The 19,436-nt window shown below is 36.2% G+C and carries 16 protein-coding genes and 2 CRISPR repeat arrays (1 of these 18 cut by a window edge); of the genes, 9 read left to right on the top strand and 7 right to left on the bottom strand.

The features are described from left to right. Positions 1-14 precede the first annotated feature (14 nt). Genes RI196_RS16435 through RI196_RS16420 form a run of 4 tightly spaced genes read right to left on the bottom strand, consistent with a single transcriptional unit; the run spans position 15 to position 2,903 of the window. Positions 15-761 (bottom strand): amino acid ABC transporter ATP-binding protein, encoded by a 747-nt coding sequence (locus RI196_RS16435; protein ID WP_066250100.1) that lies wholly within the window; start codon positions 759-761, stop codon positions 15-17. Positions 762-773: 12 nt separating this feature from the next. Beyond that, positions 774-1,415: an amino acid ABC transporter permease gene (locus RI196_RS16430; RefSeq protein WP_130157528.1), complete on the bottom strand. Its 642-nt coding sequence runs from the start codon at positions 1,413-1,415 to the stop codon at positions 774-776. Positions 1,416-1,433: 18 nt separating this feature from the next. Next, entirely contained in the window at positions 1,434-2,264 is an 831-nt protein-coding gene (locus RI196_RS16425; protein ID WP_063387722.1) for a substrate-binding periplasmic protein, read from the bottom strand. Between the two features lie 15 nt (positions 2,265-2,279). Then, the gene (locus RI196_RS16420; protein ID WP_232515597.1) at positions 2,280-2,903 is read right to left on the bottom strand and encodes a TetR/AcrR family transcriptional regulator; all 624 of its coding nucleotides are present in this window, start codon (positions 2,901-2,903) and stop codon (positions 2,280-2,282) included. Between the two features lie 876 nt (positions 2,904-3,779). On the opposite strand from RI196_RS16420, the gene RI196_RS16415 reads away from it, so the two are divergent. From RI196_RS16415 to cas2, 9 genes are read left to right on the top strand one after another with little or no spacing between them, the layout of a single operon-like run. Beyond that, complete coding sequence (locus tag RI196_RS16415; protein ID WP_311066554.1) at positions 3,780-4,727, top strand: helix-turn-helix transcriptional regulator; 948 nt, start codon at positions 3,780-3,782, stop codon at positions 4,725-4,727. A gap of 59 nt (positions 4,728-4,786) precedes the next feature. Next, positions 4,787-5,503, top strand: coding sequence for a CRISPR-associated endoribonuclease Cas6 (cas6, locus tag RI196_RS16410; protein WP_063387724.1), 717 nt, complete (start codon positions 4,787-4,789; stop codon positions 5,501-5,503). Between the two features lies 1 nt (position 5,504). Further along, positions 5,505-7,235: a type I-B CRISPR-associated protein Cas8b1/Cst1 gene (gene cas8a1 / locus RI196_RS16405; RefSeq protein WP_311066553.1), complete on the top strand. Its 1,731-nt coding sequence runs from the start codon at positions 5,505-5,507 to the stop codon at positions 7,233-7,235. After that, on the top strand, positions 7,235-8,122 hold the full coding sequence (cas7i, locus tag RI196_RS16400; RefSeq protein WP_311066552.1) for a type I-B CRISPR-associated protein Cas7/Cst2/DevR: 888 nt from the start codon (positions 7,235-7,237) through the stop codon (positions 8,120-8,122). Before cas8a1 ends, cas7i begins: the two co-directional genes overlap by 1 nt. Beyond that, on the top strand, positions 8,122-8,829 hold the full coding sequence (cas5b, locus tag RI196_RS16395) for a type I-B CRISPR-associated protein Cas5b (RefSeq protein ID WP_063387727.1): 708 nt from the start codon (positions 8,122-8,124) through the stop codon (positions 8,827-8,829). The genes cas7i and cas5b overlap by 1 nt, the downstream gene beginning before the upstream one ends. A gap of 56 nt (positions 8,830-8,885) precedes the next feature. Continuing rightward, a complete protein-coding gene (gene cas3 / locus RI196_RS16390) occupies positions 8,886-11,102 on the top strand; it encodes a CRISPR-associated helicase Cas3' (protein ID WP_311066550.1) in 2,217 nt (738 codons plus the stop codon). 13 nt (positions 11,103-11,115) lie between these two features. After that, positions 11,116-11,616 carry a CRISPR-associated protein Cas4 gene (gene cas4, locus RI196_RS16385; RefSeq protein WP_235600436.1) on the top strand — a complete coding sequence of 167 codons (501 nt, stop codon included), beginning with the start codon at positions 11,116-11,118 and terminating at the stop codon, positions 11,614-11,616. A gap of 5 nt (positions 11,617-11,621) precedes the next feature. Then, complete coding sequence (cas1b, locus tag RI196_RS16380) at positions 11,622-12,602, top strand: type I-B CRISPR-associated endonuclease Cas1b (protein WP_311066549.1); 981 nt, start codon at positions 11,622-11,624, stop codon at positions 12,600-12,602. A 2-nt stretch (positions 12,603-12,604) separates the two neighbouring features. Continuing rightward, positions 12,605-12,868 carry a CRISPR-associated endonuclease Cas2 gene (gene cas2 / locus RI196_RS16375; RefSeq protein ID WP_063387729.1) on the top strand — a complete coding sequence of 88 codons (264 nt, stop codon included), beginning with the start codon at positions 12,605-12,607 and terminating at the stop codon, positions 12,866-12,868. A gap of 561 nt (positions 12,869-13,429) precedes the next feature. Beyond that, positions 13,430-15,476: a CRISPR direct-repeat array (repeat unit 29 nt; unit sequence GTTTTATCTGAACTAAGTGGGATATAAAG). 82 nt (positions 15,477-15,558) lie between these two features. Here the strand turns inward: cas2 and tnpC are convergent. The 3 genes from tnpC to tnpA all read right to left on the bottom strand — a co-directional run bounded on the left by tnpC (position 15,559) and on the right by tnpA (position 17,868). Next, a complete protein-coding gene (gene tnpC / locus RI196_RS16370; RefSeq protein ID WP_094245431.1) occupies positions 15,559-17,136 on the bottom strand; it encodes an IS66 family transposase in 1,578 nt (525 codons plus the stop codon). A gap of 61 nt (positions 17,137-17,197) precedes the next feature. Beyond that, positions 17,198-17,554: an IS66 family insertion sequence element accessory protein TnpB gene (gene tnpB, locus RI196_RS16365; RefSeq protein WP_003352857.1), complete on the bottom strand. Its 357-nt coding sequence runs from the start codon at positions 17,552-17,554 to the stop codon at positions 17,198-17,200. Further along, a complete protein-coding gene (tnpA, locus tag RI196_RS16360; protein WP_311066156.1) occupies positions 17,548-17,868 on the bottom strand; it encodes an IS66 family insertion sequence element accessory protein TnpA in 321 nt (106 codons plus the stop codon). The genes tnpB and tnpA overlap by 7 nt, the downstream gene beginning before the upstream one ends. A 286-nt stretch (positions 17,869-18,154) precedes the next feature. Beyond that, positions 18,155-19,436: direct repeats of the CRISPR family, unit length 29 nt; unit sequence GTTTTATCTGAACTAAGTGGGATATAAAG (it continues 501 nt past the right edge of the window).

The raw sequence follows: 19,436 nt of genomic DNA, 5'->3' as shown, positions 1-19,436 counted from the left end.
TCAATTCCTCTCTTTTAAAACTCTGTAACTTGTTGCAAAAATTTTTGTGCCCGCGCTGTTTGCGGATGTTCAAAAAATGCTGCTGGCTTCGCATCTTCTACGATAACGCCGTCTGCCATAAACAAAATGCGGTCAGCGGCACTCCGGGCAAATTTCATCTCATGCGTTACAATAATCATCGTCATGCCGTCTTCTGCTAATTCTTTCATTACTTTTAATACTTCTCCTACAAGCTCCGGATCAAGTGCAGAAGTCGGTTCATCGAATAGCATCAACTTCGGTTCCATCGCAAGAGCTCTTGCGATCGCTACACGCTGTTGCTGCCCGCCTGACAGCTGAGACGGATAAGCATCTTCTTTTGCTGCAAGCCCGACTTTTTCTAACAAATTGGCTGCGATGCTGTATGCTTTTTCCTTCGGCATTTTTTTCACTACTAATAAAGCTTCCATTACATTTTGGACGGCCGTTTTATGCGGGTATAAATTAAATTGTTGAAACACCATCCCTGTTTTTCGACGAATGGCATAAATTTCTTTTTGTTGTGCTTTTTTTGAAGCATTTGCATCAATCACGTGACCGTCGACTGTAATGGTGCCGCCTGTAATTGTTTCAAGTCCGTTGATGCATCTTAAAAACGTACTTTTTCCTGAACCGCTTGGACCAATGACTGCCACTACTTGATGGGCTGGAATGGATAATGAAATATTTTTTAATATTTCATGCTGTCCAAAATTTTTCTGTAAATTTTTAATCTCTATCATGCTGTCACCACCTTAATAAACAGACAGCCGTTTTTCGATTTTATTTAATAAAAATGTAAAGAATGTACTCATAATCCAATACATCGCTGCAATGGCTGCATAAAACGGCATGTAAACATAATATTGCGCCACTAATAATTGAGCAGAGCGCATTAATTCTGTGACCGCAATAACGGATACGAGCGATGTTTCTTTTAACATTCCGACAAATGTATTGCCAAGTGGGGGGATAGCGTAGCGAATCGCTTGAGGGATGATAATTCGGCGCATCGCCTGGCGTTCCGTCATACCAGTTGCGAGCGCTGCTTCTGTTTGCCCTTTTGGTATGGATTGAATCGCACCGCGAAACGCTTCTGAAACATAAGCGCCGATGTTAATACTTAGTGCAATATACGCAGCAGTTAATGGGCCTAATTCAATCCCATAATCAACTAAGCCATAATAAACGATGACGATTTGCACCAATGCCGGTGTCCCCCGAATAATGGACACATAGGCTCTTGCTATACCACGCAGAATGCGATTGCCCTTAAGCCGGGCAATCGCAATGATTAAACCAATGATTAAACCGAAGAACATGGAAACTACAGTAATGAGTAATGTATAATATGCCCCTTTTAACAAAAATGGCAAGTTTTCAATGACTAAGTCCATTTTGGCAACCTACTTTCATCATTCTTCGGTCGGCTCTTCGTCAAACCATTTTACATAAATTTCTTTATATGTTCCGTCTTCTTTCATTTCTTTCAATGCTTTATTTAAAGCATCCACCAATTCTTTATTGCCTTTTTTCACAGCAACGCCAGCTTGGTCCTCCTTAATTGGATCGCCGACGGCTTTAATTTTATAGCCGTTTTCTTCAATGACTGGTTTTAATGCATAGACATTGTTGATCGTTGCATCAATTCTGCCAGCATCCAAGTCTTTTAATGTTGTAATCACGTCATCATATGTGTTGATTTTAAAATCGCCCACTTTTGGCAATAATTCATTTCGCAAATATGCTTCATCATTCGTACCAAGTCCAACTCCGATTGTTTTTCCTTTAAAATCATTAACAGATTTGATGTCATTATTGTCTTCCCGAACGATCACTTTGACTTTATTTGTAATATATGGTTCTGTAAAATCGATTTGTTTTTTCCGTTCATCTGTGATTGTCACTTGGCTTACTAAAATATCAAATTTACCTTTTTGAAGCCCAGGAATTAAACCAGAAAATTCTTGTGCAACAAAATTTGCTTTAACTCCTAGACGTTTTGCCAATTCTTTCGCAATGTCAACGTCAAAGCCGTCGTATTCTTTGTTTTCATTCATAAAATTATAAGGTGCATAAGTACCCATAATGCCGACAGTGATTTCGCCTTTATCTTTGATTTCCTGTAATGCGTTTTTCTCTTGATCTTGAGTTTGTTTTTCTTTTTGATCATTGTTATTGCCGCATGCTGAAAGTATTAGAGCTGCTATTGCAATGAGTGAAATGAACCATCTTATTTTTTTCATGTTTATCCTCCTTCATTAGACACCAAAGATTCCAAAAAATTCAAAGTGTACAGTTTCTTCAATGAGCTGTTGAAGTGTTTTTTGCTGTAATGCATCTTTTGATGATGGCGATTGAAATAGCCATCTGGCTAAAACTCCTTCCAGGAGGCTCATGATGAATACTGCCAGTAATTTTGGATCTACTTCACGCGAGATCATTTTCAGTTCTTTGGCCTGTGCAATATTTTCCGCAAAAGCTGTTTCCATGTCTGCTTTAATCTCTTCCACTTTTTCTTGTATCTTTGGCTGAGAATGAATGCCTTTTAGCAATATGTTCATGAAATACTTATTGTTTTCAGCGAAATGAAAAATACGTTCAAACATTTGTGTCGTGGAAGCAACGGAATCTTGCAAGTCCACTTTTTTTGTGCGGTACCCTAGTTTGATTGCATCTAAAAGTTGGGCACGACCTATTTCCAGCATCTCAAGCGCGATCGCTTCTTTGCTTTTAAAATACCAATAAAATGTCCCTTGGGACACATTGCCTTTTGCGACGATATCTGAGACTTTCGTTTTTTCATAGCCAACTGTCGCAAATAATTCTAATGCAATTTGCAATAATTGCTGTTTTCTTTCCTGTCTTCGAGCTTCTGCCTGCACTATACCCCCCCTGACTGACTCATTAGTCAATTAAATCCTATAAGATTACTATAAATTAGTCAACACTTTTGCTTCATTTTTTTAAAAAGCCATGCTGCAAATTTAGAAATGGTTCGGCTGAAAAGAATAACAGAGCGAATCACCGTTATTTTATGGAAATTTGCATTACGTTATTCGTCCCGCTTTCACACACTGTCCTCTGTGTTCGTTCATGAACATAGCAAGAGAAGAAATCAAATAAACAATGCTTTTCATGTGGAAAAAATGAATCCTCCGATGTCTGCAGTTGTTTTGCTGTTAACGAGATCAACTATCAACGTTTTCTTCATTATTTTCGACTGTATATCCCAGCAATTGATTTAGCTGACTTAGGAAATCAGTGAAAAAGGAGATAAAGATGGATTCATTGTGACTTTGACCCTTTAGGATTTTATTAGCAAAAAACAATGACGCCGTTTGCGAGCACTGATCCTTCTGCAAAGAGCCTTGCTTTTTGCGCAAAAAAAGAGCAGGAATGAGGATAAAATTTTGACACGTAATCAAGTTGTCTTGCATTTAGTTGTGGATAAAGCCAATTCACCTATATTTTCAAAATGATCCTATCTTCTTTAAGTTTTCCTTCAAAAATATCTTCCTCAATTTCTGCTCGACGGTTTTTTATGAAATGTCCTTGCCTTTGTTCACTTAACGTGTGCTAAAGATTACTATGAAAAGCCGATGGCAAGAGCATCTTCTGTGGTTGAAGCGATCACACTCTGTTCTAATAGACCTAATTTCAAAAGTTTTATAAATTTTCCATACAGATTGTCTATAGGATTAATTTACTATGGTAAAATATTACACGTAAATGTTGTTAGGTATTTTGGAGGTATCATTATGTCGAAAATTGTCAATGCTTTTCGAATGCTCCTTTTATTGAAATCACGAGGACGAATGCAAATTAAAGAATTAGCAGAAGAACTTGAATTAAGTGAAAGGGTTATTCGAGTTTATCGAGATCAATTAGAAATGGCTGGATTCCATATTCAGACAGCTAGAGGAAGATATGGAGGTTATGTTCTGCCGAAAAGCAATATTTTTGAATACTTGTCGCTTTCACCAAAAGAATTAGAAGCATTAGTAAAGGCAAGTGAATATTTAAAAAATCATCCTACCTTTTTGCAATTCGATGATTTTGAAAGTGCCGTCATGAAGATTCAAAGTATTTCCAAACAGCAGATTCAGTCTTCGTCTGAATGGCAGCCAATTATTTTAGAGGAAAAAGCAAATGTCGATTGGAATCATGAAAAAGATAAGTATGAACAATTAAATTTTGCAATCGCGGCTCGCAGAAAAGTGAAGATTGTTTATGAGGCTTTAAATTCAGACCGCACTGAACGCATCATTCATCCTTACAAACTGATTCCGTATAAAGAATTTTGGTATTGCATTGCTTATTGTGAGCTGAGAAATGATTATCGTGATTTTAAATTAACTAGAATTCAAGATTATCAAATATATGAAGAAAGGTTTCAGCGTGATGAATCATTTCGGCTCGAAGACTATATTGGTAAAACGAGTATTTATGCTGATACCTATTTTGTTGAATTGCATGTAAAACCACCATTTTCCAAGATTTTAAGTGAAAAGATCTATTCAGAGGATCAAGAAATAGAGCAACAACAAGATGGATCCATCATTTTTCGGGCGACGATGTCCGGGTTGCCGGAATTAACTAGTTTTGTATTAAGCATGGGATCTTCAGTTCAGGTGCTCGGTCCGAGTGAACTTCGCCAAAGCGTCGAGGAAGAAGTAGAAAAAATGTCAAAAAATTTTTTAAACTGACATATTAAGTTCCGGAATAGATGATAGGATGATGATAGAAAAGCTTGGAGGGAAAAGAAATGAGACTTCGATGCCAATTTGAGGTTGAAAGGCTTCCCGTTGCCTATCGTATGATGTTTGTCAGTCTGATCAAGGAGAGCATAAAACGGTCAGCTCCGACATTGTATGAATCTTTGTATTTTTTTAACGGAAAACCTAGTAAGAACAGCAAACATTTTAGCACTGCATTATTTTTACCAAAGTATAAACTTATCGATGATGAATTCCATATCGAAGGCAAGATATCATTCTTGATCAGTACGCCTGACTATGAATTTTTTCTTCACCTTTATAATGGGTTGCAGCAGATACAAGAGTTTACTTATCAAACGTATACACTTCATCGGGGAAAAATTACACTTTTAGAAGAAAAACAAATAGATCAAATCCCTGTTTATTTTAAAACACTTTCTCCCATTTATATTCGTGATGCTCATAACAGATCAATCGCGCCAGATGATCCTGCATTCGAGCGTGAGCTGAATTATATTGCTAATCTCCTATTGAAAAATTTTCGTGGGCACGGACTTAAACAGCCATTGCAAGTCTTAGAAAATCAACTAAAGAAAACTGTAGTTAAAGAAAAAATCAGAGAATTTGACCACGGGTATCTTTACTTCACTGCATATAAAGGAAATTTTTGTCTAAATGGAGACATCGATGATTTACGCTTGCTTTCCCAGCTTGGAATTGGGTTTCGCAGGAATCAATCGTTCGGCATGGTGGAGGTGATATAACTTGGAAATTTTTTTGCCTACGGGTGAATGGATGATTAATCAAGGTTTGGTTGGATTTGTACGGATTGCTAGGAAAGCCGGACATCATATAGAAATGAAGCAGGACGGTATTTGTTTTGATAGCAGCATATTTAACACAATGGCTAAAGATTATTTTACATATTTTCTTGAAAAATTCAGTGTTGCTGATCGGGATGAAACAAGGCTAAAAAAAATTTTAAGTCGGTGTCGGAAAGAAGAAACATTTAAAGAAGCGAAAAAAAAGCTTGATGAATCGTTAAAGAGAATATGGGATAAGGCAAAAAATTACTGTTCTGATACAGCTGAAGGAACCGAAATGTCTTTGTTGATTGAACAAATTAAGGGATATGATCAGTTCGAAGACATTGAGCAAATAGAAAAGGAAGTTAACCGTTATCTCGACCTACTGAAAACACCGTTTATTAATGAAAAACAAACAGTAAACTTTTTTAAACTTTCTATACTTCAACCTTATTTCGGTCAGAATAGTTTTCTCAATATTAGTTTAAATAAGTTGGCGATTGAGGAACAAATTCAACGCATACATCAAGATTACATCGTTCCAATTTTGTGTGAACTAAAGCTTAAACAACTGCTTATGAATGCAGAGGATGAAAACCAACTATTAAGTTGGCTCAAAGAATGTCCCTATAAACCGATCAAAAATTTACATAAAACGTGGAAGAAAACATCTCTTGCTGACATTCGGGAAAACGAAAATGAACAGTTTTTATCATGCAGTTTTTTTGATGAATGGTATGCATTCGAACATTTAAATGAAGGTCATTTTGTTCCCTTACAGGTTAGTTCTTCAAATGCTTTGAATTATTTTTGGGATTTTGACAATGAAATGAAAATTCCTATTTCCAATCTTGCCAAATTTATATTGTTTTGTGCGCCTGCCGGAGCGGCACTTTCACCAAACGGAAACCAATCAAGCTTTGTGCAAATCGATGGGAGTATGAATAAACTTTTTGAAGTAAATGAACGTTATGCATTATTGCGCGAAGAAGAGAACCCTTTAAACGAAATTATTTTTGATTTAGTTACAGAATTGAAGGAAAAGGGAAATGCGAATCATCGAAATTATCTTTTTATTGATTATTCATCCGATTATCGGTCGAGAAAGACGATATTGAATTATTTTGATTTACCCCGTTCATTAAGTCGTTTCTTCGTGAATGAGCACGAACTATTGAAAAGGATGCATTATTCTTTGCGCAATGCGCTTGCATATGACTTTTTAACAAGGCGCGATGCAAAATGGAGGATTTTCAATGTACTCCGCCAATGCATCGAGAAAAAATATTCATCATTAGATGCTCAGACGGCAGTAGTTGTCCGTCATTTATACCAAAAATATTTGGAAGGAGATGGAGATGTGAAGATCGATTCGAAAACTGAAAGCAAAAGTATCTGGTTTTTATACAACTGTGGACGTGAAGTTCGGCAAAAATACGTGGAAAAAGGACAAGAACCGAAAGTTCAGGGAATTGCTTACCGATTGTTAAATGCAACAAAAGCGAACAATAAAAAGACTTTTATGGATTCTTTAATTCGCGTGTATATGTCTTTGGAGTTGCCAATGCCCTCTCTCTTTTTACAAGTGCTGCACGAAGAAAAGCTTGATTTTGCGACTGTTGCTAATGCGTTTATCGCAGGCTTGGTATCCCAACCTAATGACAAACAACCTGAAGGAGGAAATGAATAATGAGAAAGGCTTTATCATTTACAGTAATATTTCAAGGGAATTCATTAAATTATGGGGAAGGTATCGCCAATATTTCTGAATTAAAAAAATTCCACCGCGGGAATGGTGATGTTCATACATTTGCCTCTCGCCAAAGTCTCCGCTACGACATCGTCCGCCTTGGTAATCAACTTTTTAACTGGAATTTAGATGTTGTAGACAAATCGAAAGGAGTTATTCAATTTAAAGACGAATGCACCATCAAAGATTCAGTTGAAATGGATTTATTTGGATATATGAAAACAAAGGCGAAATCAGGCGCAGAGAGAAGATCTGCAGCTGTTCGCATTAGTCATGCGATTTCACTCGAACCTTTTCGAAGCGATCTTGAATTTTTAACAAATATGGGCCTCGCTAATCGAATTGGAACAGACGCGAATTTAGCAAATTTAGAGCAGCATCAAAGCCTTTATACGTATACGGTAACCATAGATTTTGCTCGTATCGGAGTGGACGGAAAGATTGAACTGCCGAATGAAGAACGTGCTGCCCGTATCAAACAACTTTTGACAATCATTAAAATATTAAATCGTGAAATTAAAGGAAGACAAGAGAATCTTGCACCTCTATTTATTATTGGAGGGGTATACAGTGTTGCTAATCCATTTTTCCTTGGGAGAGTGTCGTTAAAACAAGGAAATCAATACGAACTCAATACAGGAAAAATTGCATCAGTGCTTGAACAAACGATACTTGGAGAAAAGGTGGCAGATCGTACTAATATCGGGCTAGTACGTGGAGTTTTCGATAATGAAAGTGAAATTGAAACACTCGGGAATATCGTGACAATTGAGCAGTTTTTTACAATTCTTGAACAAGAAATCGACGAATATTTTGGTGATAAATGATGCAAGTACTACGACTAAAAATGTTTCAAGAAACTGCCTGTTATACAAAACCGTTTGCTTTGAAAGTAGGAGAAACATATCCGCTTCCTCCATACTCAACAGTAAAGGGCATGATACATGAAGTGTTAAAAGCCAATGAACTGATTCCATTTCGTTTGAGCATCCAAGGTGATTATGAAACAAGAGTTGTAGATTATAAAAAAAGTTATTTTATAAAAGATAGAAAAAGTAAAGAATTTCCTATAATTTTGGACGGGCTTTCAGGAATTGATTATTCCTATACTTCCATGACAGCGATGCCGCTTTATATGCATCTTTTGTACAATGTTCAGTTAGTAATACATATCGCTGCAGAGGACGAAATTTTGCAAAAAATTTATAAAGCTTTTTATAGTTATGACGGTCATATCAGCCTTGGACGCCATGAAGATCTCGTGCGTATGGATGAGATAAGATTTATTGAGCTGATAACAGTTGATGAAAGTGACTTAGCTCATTCGATGTATATCCCGAAAAAGATCATTGCAGAGGATGACCTAACGGGTATCCCTTATCGCCTAAATTGGACTTATACAATTAAAAAGGGAGTTCGTGATTGGGTGAAAATCCCAACATTATATGTTGCACAGGGTGAAAAAATTTACAGTGAATTGTTTTATGAACCAATTCATTTTGATGAAGAAGGATATACTGTCTTCTTTAATTAAGCTTTTGTCTATGGACAAAAGCTCTTTTCTTACAGATATAAGGGAGGGAATCAACATTGTGCATCATTTATGCAAAATCAAATCCCGTTGAATCCTTGAAGGAGCACACAGACGAATTATTGAGACAATATGAAAAATTACGTAATGCATATGGCATTTACATACAGAATGAAAGAGTTTGGGAGCTTTTAAAAATTGCCATTCACTATCATGATGCTGGAAAGGTGTATGGACCCTTTCAGCAACGCATTTCAGATGTGATCGGCATTCCTTATAAGGCAAAAACTGAAGCACAAAAATATTTGCCGCACAATTATTTATCTCCATTTTTTCTTCCCTTGGAGAAGCTTTCACTTACTCGTTTTGAACGAAAGGTGCTTATCCAAGCAATTGCTTATCATCATGAACGTGACCATGAGTTAAATTTTGAAGAACTTCGAGAAGCAATTGAACTGGACTTAGTGAAGAAACAAGATCTAGTTCGAAGCCATCTTGAAATTCCTGTTCCGGATCAAATTAAATTGTCCAATCGAGTTTTTAGAGAAATGGAAAAAAGAATTGTCTACGATGAGGAAAAAATAGATGAATATTTATTTTATGTCTTAGTGAAAGGTCTTCTTCATCGAATAGATCATGCGGCCTCTGGGCATATCGATATTGAAGTAGGGATAGAAGAAAATATCGGTGAACGAGCAGTACAATTTATCCTAGGGAAAGGGTCTTCATTAAGAGATGTTCAATTATTTGCGAAGGAGCAACAAGGAAAAAATGCAATTATTGTAGCACAGACGGGAATGGGAAAAACAGAGGCAGCTTTATTATGGATCGGTAATCAAAAAGCATTTTTTACATTGCCTCTTCGAGTCAGTATCAATGCACTATTTGATAGGGTATTTGAACAAATGGGATTCGAGCAAGCCGGACTTCTGCATTCGACAAGCAGCAACTATCTTGATGAAACAGGAAAAGAAAATTGGGAGGTCATCTATGATCAGTCGAAAAATTTTGCTTCAAAATTGCTTTTTACAACGATTGATCAAATTTTAAAATTTCCTTTTAAATATAGAGGATATGAAAAGCTGTATGCAACCATGGCTTATTCGGTAGTTGTCATCGATGAAATCCAGGCTTATGAACCGAAAATTGTAGCGGTATTAATTAAAGCTTTAGAAATGATTAAACAAATTGGTGGAAGGTTTCTAATTATGACAGCGACACTCCCGACTTTATATGTAGAAGCACTTGAAAGTCGTGGAGTAATAAAAAAAGAAGATTACGTATTTCAAACTTTTGTGAATGACGATATTCGTCATCGTATTGCCATATATGATCAACCAATGAGCGATTACTATGAAAGGATCGCTGAAAGTGGGAAGAAGAAAAAAGTATTAGTTATTGTAAATACCGTTAAGCAAGCTGTGGAAGTTTATTCGAAATTGTGTAAACTTACTGATCAAGTATCGCTTCTGCACTCCATGTTTATTCAGGAAGATCGCAGCATTCTTGAAGAAGCCATTAAAGCATTTGACAAAGATCGAAATCAATCAGGCATTTGGGTGACGACTCAGCTTGTTGAAGCATCTATTGATATCGATTTTGATGAGCTTTATACAGAAGTAGCAACATTGGATAGCTTATTTCAACGATTTGGCAGATGTTATCGAAGACGCTTGCTTGATCACGACAATCCAAACATTTTTATTTTTACTAAAGATGCTTCAGGTATCGGCTATATTTATGATCAAGAAATTGTTTTAAAAAGTATTGAGGCGCTTTCGTTATTTCATGAAAAGGTGATAAAAGAAAAGGAAAAAGTAGAGCTGGTTGCTAATCTTTATAAGCGGGAATCATTAAAAAATACAAAATTTTTAAAGGAATTTGATCATGCAATGAGGGCGATTGATTCGATTACTGACCATGAATTAACGAACAAAGAAGCACAAAATATACTCCGTGACATCCAGGCTGTTCTTGCGATTCCGAGAAAAATATTTGATGAATATGAGTACCTCTTTGACCAGTTAGCTCAATGTGAAGATCGTTATGAACGCATGAAACTGCGGAAAGAAATTGAGCGAAAAACGGTGTCCATTACCAAAGCCCGAGCAAGAGGTAATACATCACCGATTTTAAAGACGTATCGATCATCTAACGGTAAAGAATATCCATTACTGCCATATATCGAAATATTAGACTTAGATTATGATTTTGACAAAAAAACAAAAAAAGGTACTGGAGTTTCGCTTACTCCTTCTTTATCCCCTTTTGTATAAAGAGGTGTCATTTGTGCGGCTAGATATTCAAGGGATAAAAGTACACTATTATTTTGTTTGTAAAAGGAAGCTGTGGTTGTTTTCAAAAGGTATACAACTTGAGAGTGAGCATGAAAAAGTCGCCATCGGTCAATTGCTTCATGAGCATTCCTATAAAAGAGTACAAATGAAAGAGAAAATGGTAGATGATGTCATAAAACTTGATTTAGTAGATGATGATTATGTCAGGGAAGTCAAAATGTCTAGCAAAATGGAAAAAGCTGATCGGATGCAACTTTTGTATTACTTATATTATTTAAAGCAGATGGGCATTGAAAAAAAAGGGAAGCTTCATTACCCAAAGGAAAAACGAACGGAAGAAATTGAATTAACATCAGAGAATGAGGTGGAAATAGAAAAATTAATAAAAGCGATCAATGCTATTCAATATCAGCCGACAGCCCCGAAAGTAAAGAGACTTCCATACTGTTCATCATGTGCTTACTATTCTTTTTGTTTTGCTCAAGAGGAGTGAGTGAGTTGCAAGATTTTTATGTGTTTTCAAATGGACAATTAAAACGACAGGATAATACTATTTATTTTATCGATGGTGAAGGAAAGAAAAAATCCCTTCCTGTTGATAAAGTAGAAAATCTTCACTTATTCGGAGAAACACAATTTAATAGCAGCTTTTTAAACTTATTGAATCAATATGATATTAATCTTCATATATACAATTATTATGGTTTTTATGCTGGTTCATATGTTCCAAGAGAAAAAAAGGTTTCCGGTTTCGTACTAGTTAAACAGGCTGAACATTATTTGAAAGAAGAAAAAAGACTGGAGATTGCCCGTTCTTTTATAGAGAGTGCGTCATTTCATATATTGCGGAATTTAAAATCTCATAAAGAAAAGACGACAGATACAATTCGCATGATAACTGAAGAACGAAAAAAATTGGAAAATGCCAATAGTGTTCAAGAAATAATGGGAATTGAAGGCCGAATTCGAAATTGTTATTATCAATCATTTTCACAATTTTTACGTCCTGAGTTCTCTATGGAAAAAAGAGAGAAGCGTCCGCCAACCAGTCCGATAAATGCCTTACTTTCTTTTGGGAATAGTTTAATGTATACGACAGTGTTGACGGAAATATATAAAACACAGTTAAACCCTACGATTAGCTATTTGCATGAACCTTCAGTTAAACGATTTTCTTTAAGCTTGGACATTGCAGAAATTTTTAAACCCCTTATCGTAGAACCGCTAATTTTTTCGCTAATTAATAACCGTCGAATTACACCAAAGCAATTTTCATATGAACATGGCTTCTGTTTATTAAATGAAGAAGGGCGCAAACGGTTTATTGAAAGTTTGGAAAAGAAAATGCAAACTTCTATAAAACATCGAAAGTTGAAGCGTCAAGTAACGTATCGATATTTAATCCGATTGGAATGCTATAAGCTGATCAAGCATGTAATCGGTGACGAAAAATACAAGCCTTTGAAAGCGTGGTGGTAAGTGTGTTTGTCATAATAACGTACGATGTTGGAGAGAAAAGAGTAAATAAAGTTCGAAAAAAATTAAAAGAGTATCTTTATTGGACGCAAAATTCTGTATTCGAAGGGGAAATCACTTTAAGCAGCCTTGCCAAATGCATGTCAGAGCTTGAGGCGATTATTAACAAAAACGAAGATTCGATTTATGTTTATGAAGTGAAAAACCCGCGGAACATAAAAAAGAAAGTGTATGGGCAGGAAAAAAGTTTTGAGACTTTATTCCTTTAATGAAAAAAGCAGTATAATTGATTGTGCCGATTTTTTAAAAAATTCAGTAATATGTGATAGTGATTACGAGAATAATGTTGTTATAATAGATTGTATTGATTGACATAGGGTACTAGTGTTTCCAATCTTTTTTTGGGAAGGTTAGTATACATTCATTATTTTAATGAACTCAATTCATGATGATGCATGAAATGGGCTGCTGACGGCTAGTATGTATTTGTAATTTTAATGAAAAAGACTTAAATGAGACTTGTTTTCGTAGGGATATGGATCAAGATTGGAAGAGTAGCAAGGATAGACAAATATTCTTAGCCTAAGGAATGTTGTTTTTGTCAACAAGTATCAACATTATCTCAATGTTGAAGGCAAAAATCAATATTTGCAGCAAACCTATTATATGAAAAAAGTGATGAAACCTTCGATGAATTCTAGGTTTCAAAGCTTTTTTTCATAGATCCCAAAACACGATTTAACCTTTACTGCAAACTGCACAAATACTTGATCTCGCAAGTTTATAAAAAAGCTTGATACTATCGTTATTTTGGCATTTTTGTTTGGTGGGTTTTATCTGAACTAAGTGGGATATAAATTTTTTTTCTATCGAGGAAAATGTACAAATCATCGAGGTTTTATCTGAACTAAGTGGGATATAAATTAAAATCGCCGGAACCGTTTGGGCGAAAATTGTTTACGAGTTTTATCTGAACTAAGTGGGATATAAATTTGTCTTCGATTTTCATTATTGTCATTTCCTCCTTTGTTTTATCTGAACTAAGTGGGATATAAATAACGAGTATTTGAATGCGCCGCAGCCTACGGAAGTGGTTTTATCTGAACTAAGTGGGATATAAATTTGACCGTATTTGTGCGTTTCTTGACGTGCCAATCGGTTTTATCTGAACTAAGTGGGATATAAATTTAATACGCGACTGCGGGCGATTCGAGCGTTTTTCGTTTTATCTGAACTAAGTGGGATATAAATCAGAAACGATTGTATCAAACATCCCCCACATAATTGTTTTATCTGAACTAAGTGGGATATAAATCATTTCTGTTTTTCAAACTTTCATCAAATGCGCCTTGTTTTATCTGAACTAAGTGGGATATAAATATTGTCGGTGCGGTCAGTTGCGGAAACGGAGTCGTCGGTTTTATCTGAACTAAGTGGGATATAAATGCGACATCCTATTTGCAGCTGTAACAACTGCATTAATAGTTTTATCTGAACTAAGTGGGATATAAATTAGTTACTACCCATCCTCTCCGCTCATACGAGTGGAGGTTTTATCTGAACTAAGTGGGATATAAATTTCTCTTTCGCTAAGTCAGCACTCGCCTTGATCGTTGTTTTATCTGAACTAAGTGGGATATAAATTTTGAATTTCAGCTTTCGCCGCTGCTGTTAGATTCTGTTTTATCTGAACTAAGTGGGATATAAATCCGGTTCGGACTATATCTTCACCCTCGCCATTACAGTTTTATCTGAACTAAGTGGGATATAAATAAGTTTAAAAGACGAGTACAACAAAAAGTTGCAGGGTTTTATCTGAACTAAGTGGGATATAAATGGTAAGCTCTTTCGACAAGCCAGTGAAATTTCGGACGTTTTATCTGAACTAAGTGGGATATAAATTCGTTTCCTTGTCCCGAAATCGTTTCGCCACTTGATGTTTTATCTGAACTAAGTGGGATATAAATTAATATTGAATCACAAGGCACTTGCTCGCCAATTTGGTTTTATCTGAACTAAGTGGGATATAAATGGTCAAGCGATACATTAAGCGCATAACGAACATCATCGTTTTATCTGAACTAAGTGGGATATAAATGCGTCAAATGCTCCGCAGTTTATCAGAGATCGCAGGGTTTTATCTGAACTAAGTGGGATATAAATTGAAAAAAGAATTGCGTGAATTGCTTGCTAAACTTGGTTTTATCTGAACTAAGTGGGATATAAATAAAGCAACCAAAACCAACGCCACCGCCGCCCGTTACCGTTTTATCTGAACTAAGTGGGATATAAAGTTGATTGTTTTTTTCAACTTCGAGCAATGAAGGAGTTTTATCTGAACTAAGTGGGATATAAAGAACGCTTTTTGTAGCGCTTTTGTCGTTTCACTTCCCCGTTTTATCTGAACTAAGTGGGATATAAAGTGTTACTAGTATGATTAGGATTCCACGGGTCATAGAGTTTTATCTGAACTAAGTGGGATATAAAGAGCCATATGTGGCAGTTGAAAAGAGGGTAGATTACGTTTTATCTGAACTAAGTGGGATATAAAGGGCGAGTATTCAACGCCGTATCGTTCGAGCGTATTGTGTTTTATCTGAACTAAGTGGGATATAAAGCGAAAGGAGGACGTATTATGCAACGTTTTCAATTCGGTTTTATCTGAACTAAGTGGGATATAAAGAATAAACGAATCTTCTCAAACGGCGTAGATTATTTCTGTTTTATCTGAACTAAGTGGGATATAAAGTCAACGATTGCAGCCGCAGTAGTTCCGGCATATCCGTTTTATCTGAACTAAGTGGGATATAAAGCGCAGAAATCTTTTTCGTATCGAATTTCACTTCGAGTTTTATCTGAACTAAGTGGGATATAAAGTACATTCAAGCGTTCGCAATGTGGCTTAGCGGATGTAAGCGTAAAATAATCCCCACCTTTTAATGATAGGGATTAAATACTATTATTGTGATAAGTTATTAAAAACCCGACAATTCAAAGGAATTGTTTTGGACCAAGGAAGTAGTTGATCAAGCTCATCCATATTGCTTATATCCATATTGGGAAGCCTTTCAAATAAGTAGCGAAGATAATAAAATGGATTTAATTTATTCTCTTTTGCTGTCTCCACAATACTGTAAATGATTGAGCTGGCCTTAGCTCCTTTCGGAGTATTGCTAAAAATCCAGTTCTTCCTTCCGATCACAAATGGTTTAATGGATCGTTCACTTCGATTATTATCGATTTCTAAACGTCCATCCTCTAAAAATGCCACGAGTTTTTCCCATTGGTTGAGGCAGTATGTAATGGCTTGACCTAATAGACTCTTTGGTAAAACATTGCTTTTCTCTGTTTTTAGCCATGCTGAAAAAGCCTCCAACAATGGTTGGCTGTGTTTAAGTCGTTTTTTATATCGTTCTTCTGGTGTACATTCTTTCAAATCACGCTCGATGGCAAATAGCTGATTACAGAAATTGAGTCCTTCCCGAGCTGTGACTGCTGAATGACGTTTGGATTCAGGAAGTACGTTTAAAGCCTCATCGAACTTTCTGCGGGCATGAGCCCAACATCCAACTAATGTTACGCCGGATACCTTATGGTATCCTGCATATCCATCGACATGCAGGTATCCTTTAAACCCTTTTAGGAATTCTTTGGCATGTTCTCCTGCTCTAGTTTCCTGATAGTCATAAAGGACAAGTGGTGGATCCTCTCTTCCAGTCCGATAAAGCCACATGTAAGATTTCGATGTGCTTGACCTTCCAGGTTCATGTAAAACCTGAACAGTTGTTTCATCCGCATGTAGAATGTCTTTAGAGAGGAGATGCTCTTTCATTCGTTGATAAATTGGCGCAAGCCATTTTTCGGCACCATAAAGCATCCAATTGGCCATGGTTTGCCTGGATAAGATCACACCTAATCGTTTGAACTGTTGTTCTTGGCGATATAGAGGTAGCCCCTCTACATATTTTTGATTCATAATATATGCCATGCTTGACGGTGAAGCTAAACTTTTTGGATACACAGATTTTGGGGCAGGTGCTGTAACGATTGGTGTCTCTATTTCATTACGCTCACAATGACGGCATCCATAGACATATCGAACGTGTTTTAAAACTTTGACTTGAGCCGGAATAATCACTAATTCTTGTCGTACTTCTGTGCTCATTTCGTGTGTTTTTTCACCGCAACACGAACAGACCTGCTCTTCTTCGGGTAAACGATATTCAATCGTTTCCATAGGCAGGTTTTCAAACGTAGCTTGACGTTGACCACGTTTCTTTTTACGACGATATGTAATTGTTTCAACAGTTGGCTCTTCGGCTTTTACATTAGACTCTACCTCTGCTTCATTGAATAAAGGTAGTTCTAATTGATTAGGATTTGTTTTTTCGCTTGAAGAGCCAAATTTTCGTTTTTGACTAAGACGATACTGTTCTTCATACCATTGTAATTTCGCCGTCAATTCAACGATTTGCTGTTGAAGTTTTTCAATTAATTCAAATGGGTTTTGGTTAGGATTCTTTAAATTTTTCATCATGTAGTAATAATTCGACGGTTTTAGCTATTTTCCTCCAAGGTTTTTGTTAAAAGTAAAAAATTCATATAACTGTTCTAGCCTTTACTTCTGGGTGTGCTTTCTTTTGCTCCATTGCAAGACCATCCAATAACCAGCGTAATTGCCGATAACTAATTTGTATCGTTCCAGTGTCATTTTCATTTGGCCATTGAAATTTTCCTTTTTCCAATCGACGATAATAAAGCCAAAAACCATTATAGTCCCAGTGAAGAATTTTTAATTTATCTCGCTTTCGATTACAGAACACAAAATAGCTTGATGAAAAGGGATCTAAATCAAATCCCTCTTTCACCAAAGCAGCTAATCCATCAATGGATTTTCTCAAATCAGTACTTCCTTTTGCCAAGTAAACTCGTTCAGCTCTTGTACCAACTAACATGTTGATTTCAACGTCCTAACCACTTCTGAAAGAAAGGCCGGATCGAAACCAGGTTTTACTTCAATTGAAATCCCACTAATTTCAATCCGTAATGAATTTTCAACTGTTTGTGAATGATCTTCTAGGGTAACGGATGCCCATTTTGTAGACTTTCCTTGATTTTTTATTGGATTTTCAATTTTTCTTAACCAGTATTTAAACTGGTGAATATTCCATTGATTTTCCTTGCACCAGTTTACTTGAGTTTGACCGCTTTTACGATAGTCAGCGATTCGTTGTTCCCAAACCTTTCGTAATTCAGGATTCTTAGGCATAAAAAAACCTCCTTCAATTTCATCTTGAGGAGATTATCTCATGAAATTAGCACACCAAGAAGGTGTGCAAGATTTGACGCTTACTAGCGGATTAAGTTTTATCTGAACTAAGTGGGATATAAAGAAGAAGAACGTAAGAAAGCGGAAATGAGCGAACTTGGTTTTATCTGAACTAAGTGGGATATAAAGAATATACTGGGCAATTAGCACAAATTCAAATCCAGTTTTATCTGAAACTAAGTGGGATATAAAGTTATACGCTGCATACGCTTAAATATGGGGGTGTCGTTTTATCTGAACTAAGTGGGATATAAAGAGTACAAACAAGACATCCATGTGTGGGAAGAATCGGTTTTATCTGAACTAAGTGGGATATAAAGAGCATGGAAAGAAGCGAAAAGAATCGCTGCAAACGGTTTTATCTGAACTAAGTGGGATATAAAGTGTAATGCGTTCCCCCAATGCAATCATCTGTCGTTCGTTTTATCTGAACTAAGTGGGATATAAAGTGCAACATTTATGAATGTTTTTAACGCAGTACGTTCGTTTTATCTGAACTAAGTGGGATATAAAGAAAAACGATATAACAAAAGCTATTTATTCCGGTATTGTTTTATCTGAACTAAGTGGGATATAAAGCAGTAATCGCTTTTGCGGCGATTTTGTCGGTTGTTACGTTTTATCTGAACTAAGTGGGATATAAAGAATATTCATTTTTCCTATTACATTCATCGATTCGTCGTTTTATCTGAACTAAGTGGGATATAAAGTGCAAAAAGCAGTTTGTGAAGACGGACGTGTGAGAGGTTTTATCTGAACTAAGTGGGATATAAAGATCTCTTTTGCCGCTTCAATCGCTGCATCAATTGCGTTTTATCTGAACTAAGTGGGATATAAAGTCAGTTTTGGATCTAAGGGAGAAGCATGTTTCTTCTCGTTTTATCTGAACTAAGTGGGATATAAAGAAAGCTGTTGGAGCGCAAGTGACAACATCAACCGCGTTTTATCTGAACTAAGTGGGATATAAAGCTCACTCGAGTGGATAGGAAAACAGATGTATTTCCGTTTTATCTGAACTAAGTGGGATATAAAGTGAAACGTCAGTTACGTAAATATATGGCGGTTCGCGGGTTTTATCTGAACTAAGTGGGATATAAAGATCGCCTTTTAGCACAGAAGTAAACAACTTGATGACGTTTTATCTGAACTAAGTGGGATATAAAGATGAAAAAAGTTGCGAATTTCTTTTTCATCTTCATCAGTTTTATCTGAACTAAGTGGGATATAAAGACTACTCCAAACAAGAAAAACGGCGGGAGAACAAGTTTTATCTGAACTAAGTGGGATATAAAGAAAAATACTATGATGATGATTCATCGTGCTTGGACGGTTTTATCTGAACTAAGTGGGATATAAAGCTATAAGAAACGTTCTCGGTATCTTACCCTGACTGGTTTTATCTGAACTAAGTGGGATATAAAGTGGATATCAAGTAATCTTTATCAGCCAATTTTACAAGCGTTTTATCTGAACTAAGTGGGATATAAAGGTCGATTGTGTTCGTTGGG

This window comes from Aeribacillus composti, assembly GCF_031760945.1.
GTDB lineage: Bacteria > Bacillota > Bacilli > Bacillales > Aeribacillaceae > Aeribacillus > Aeribacillus composti.
This window is presented reverse-complemented; position numbering and strand designations above follow the sequence as displayed.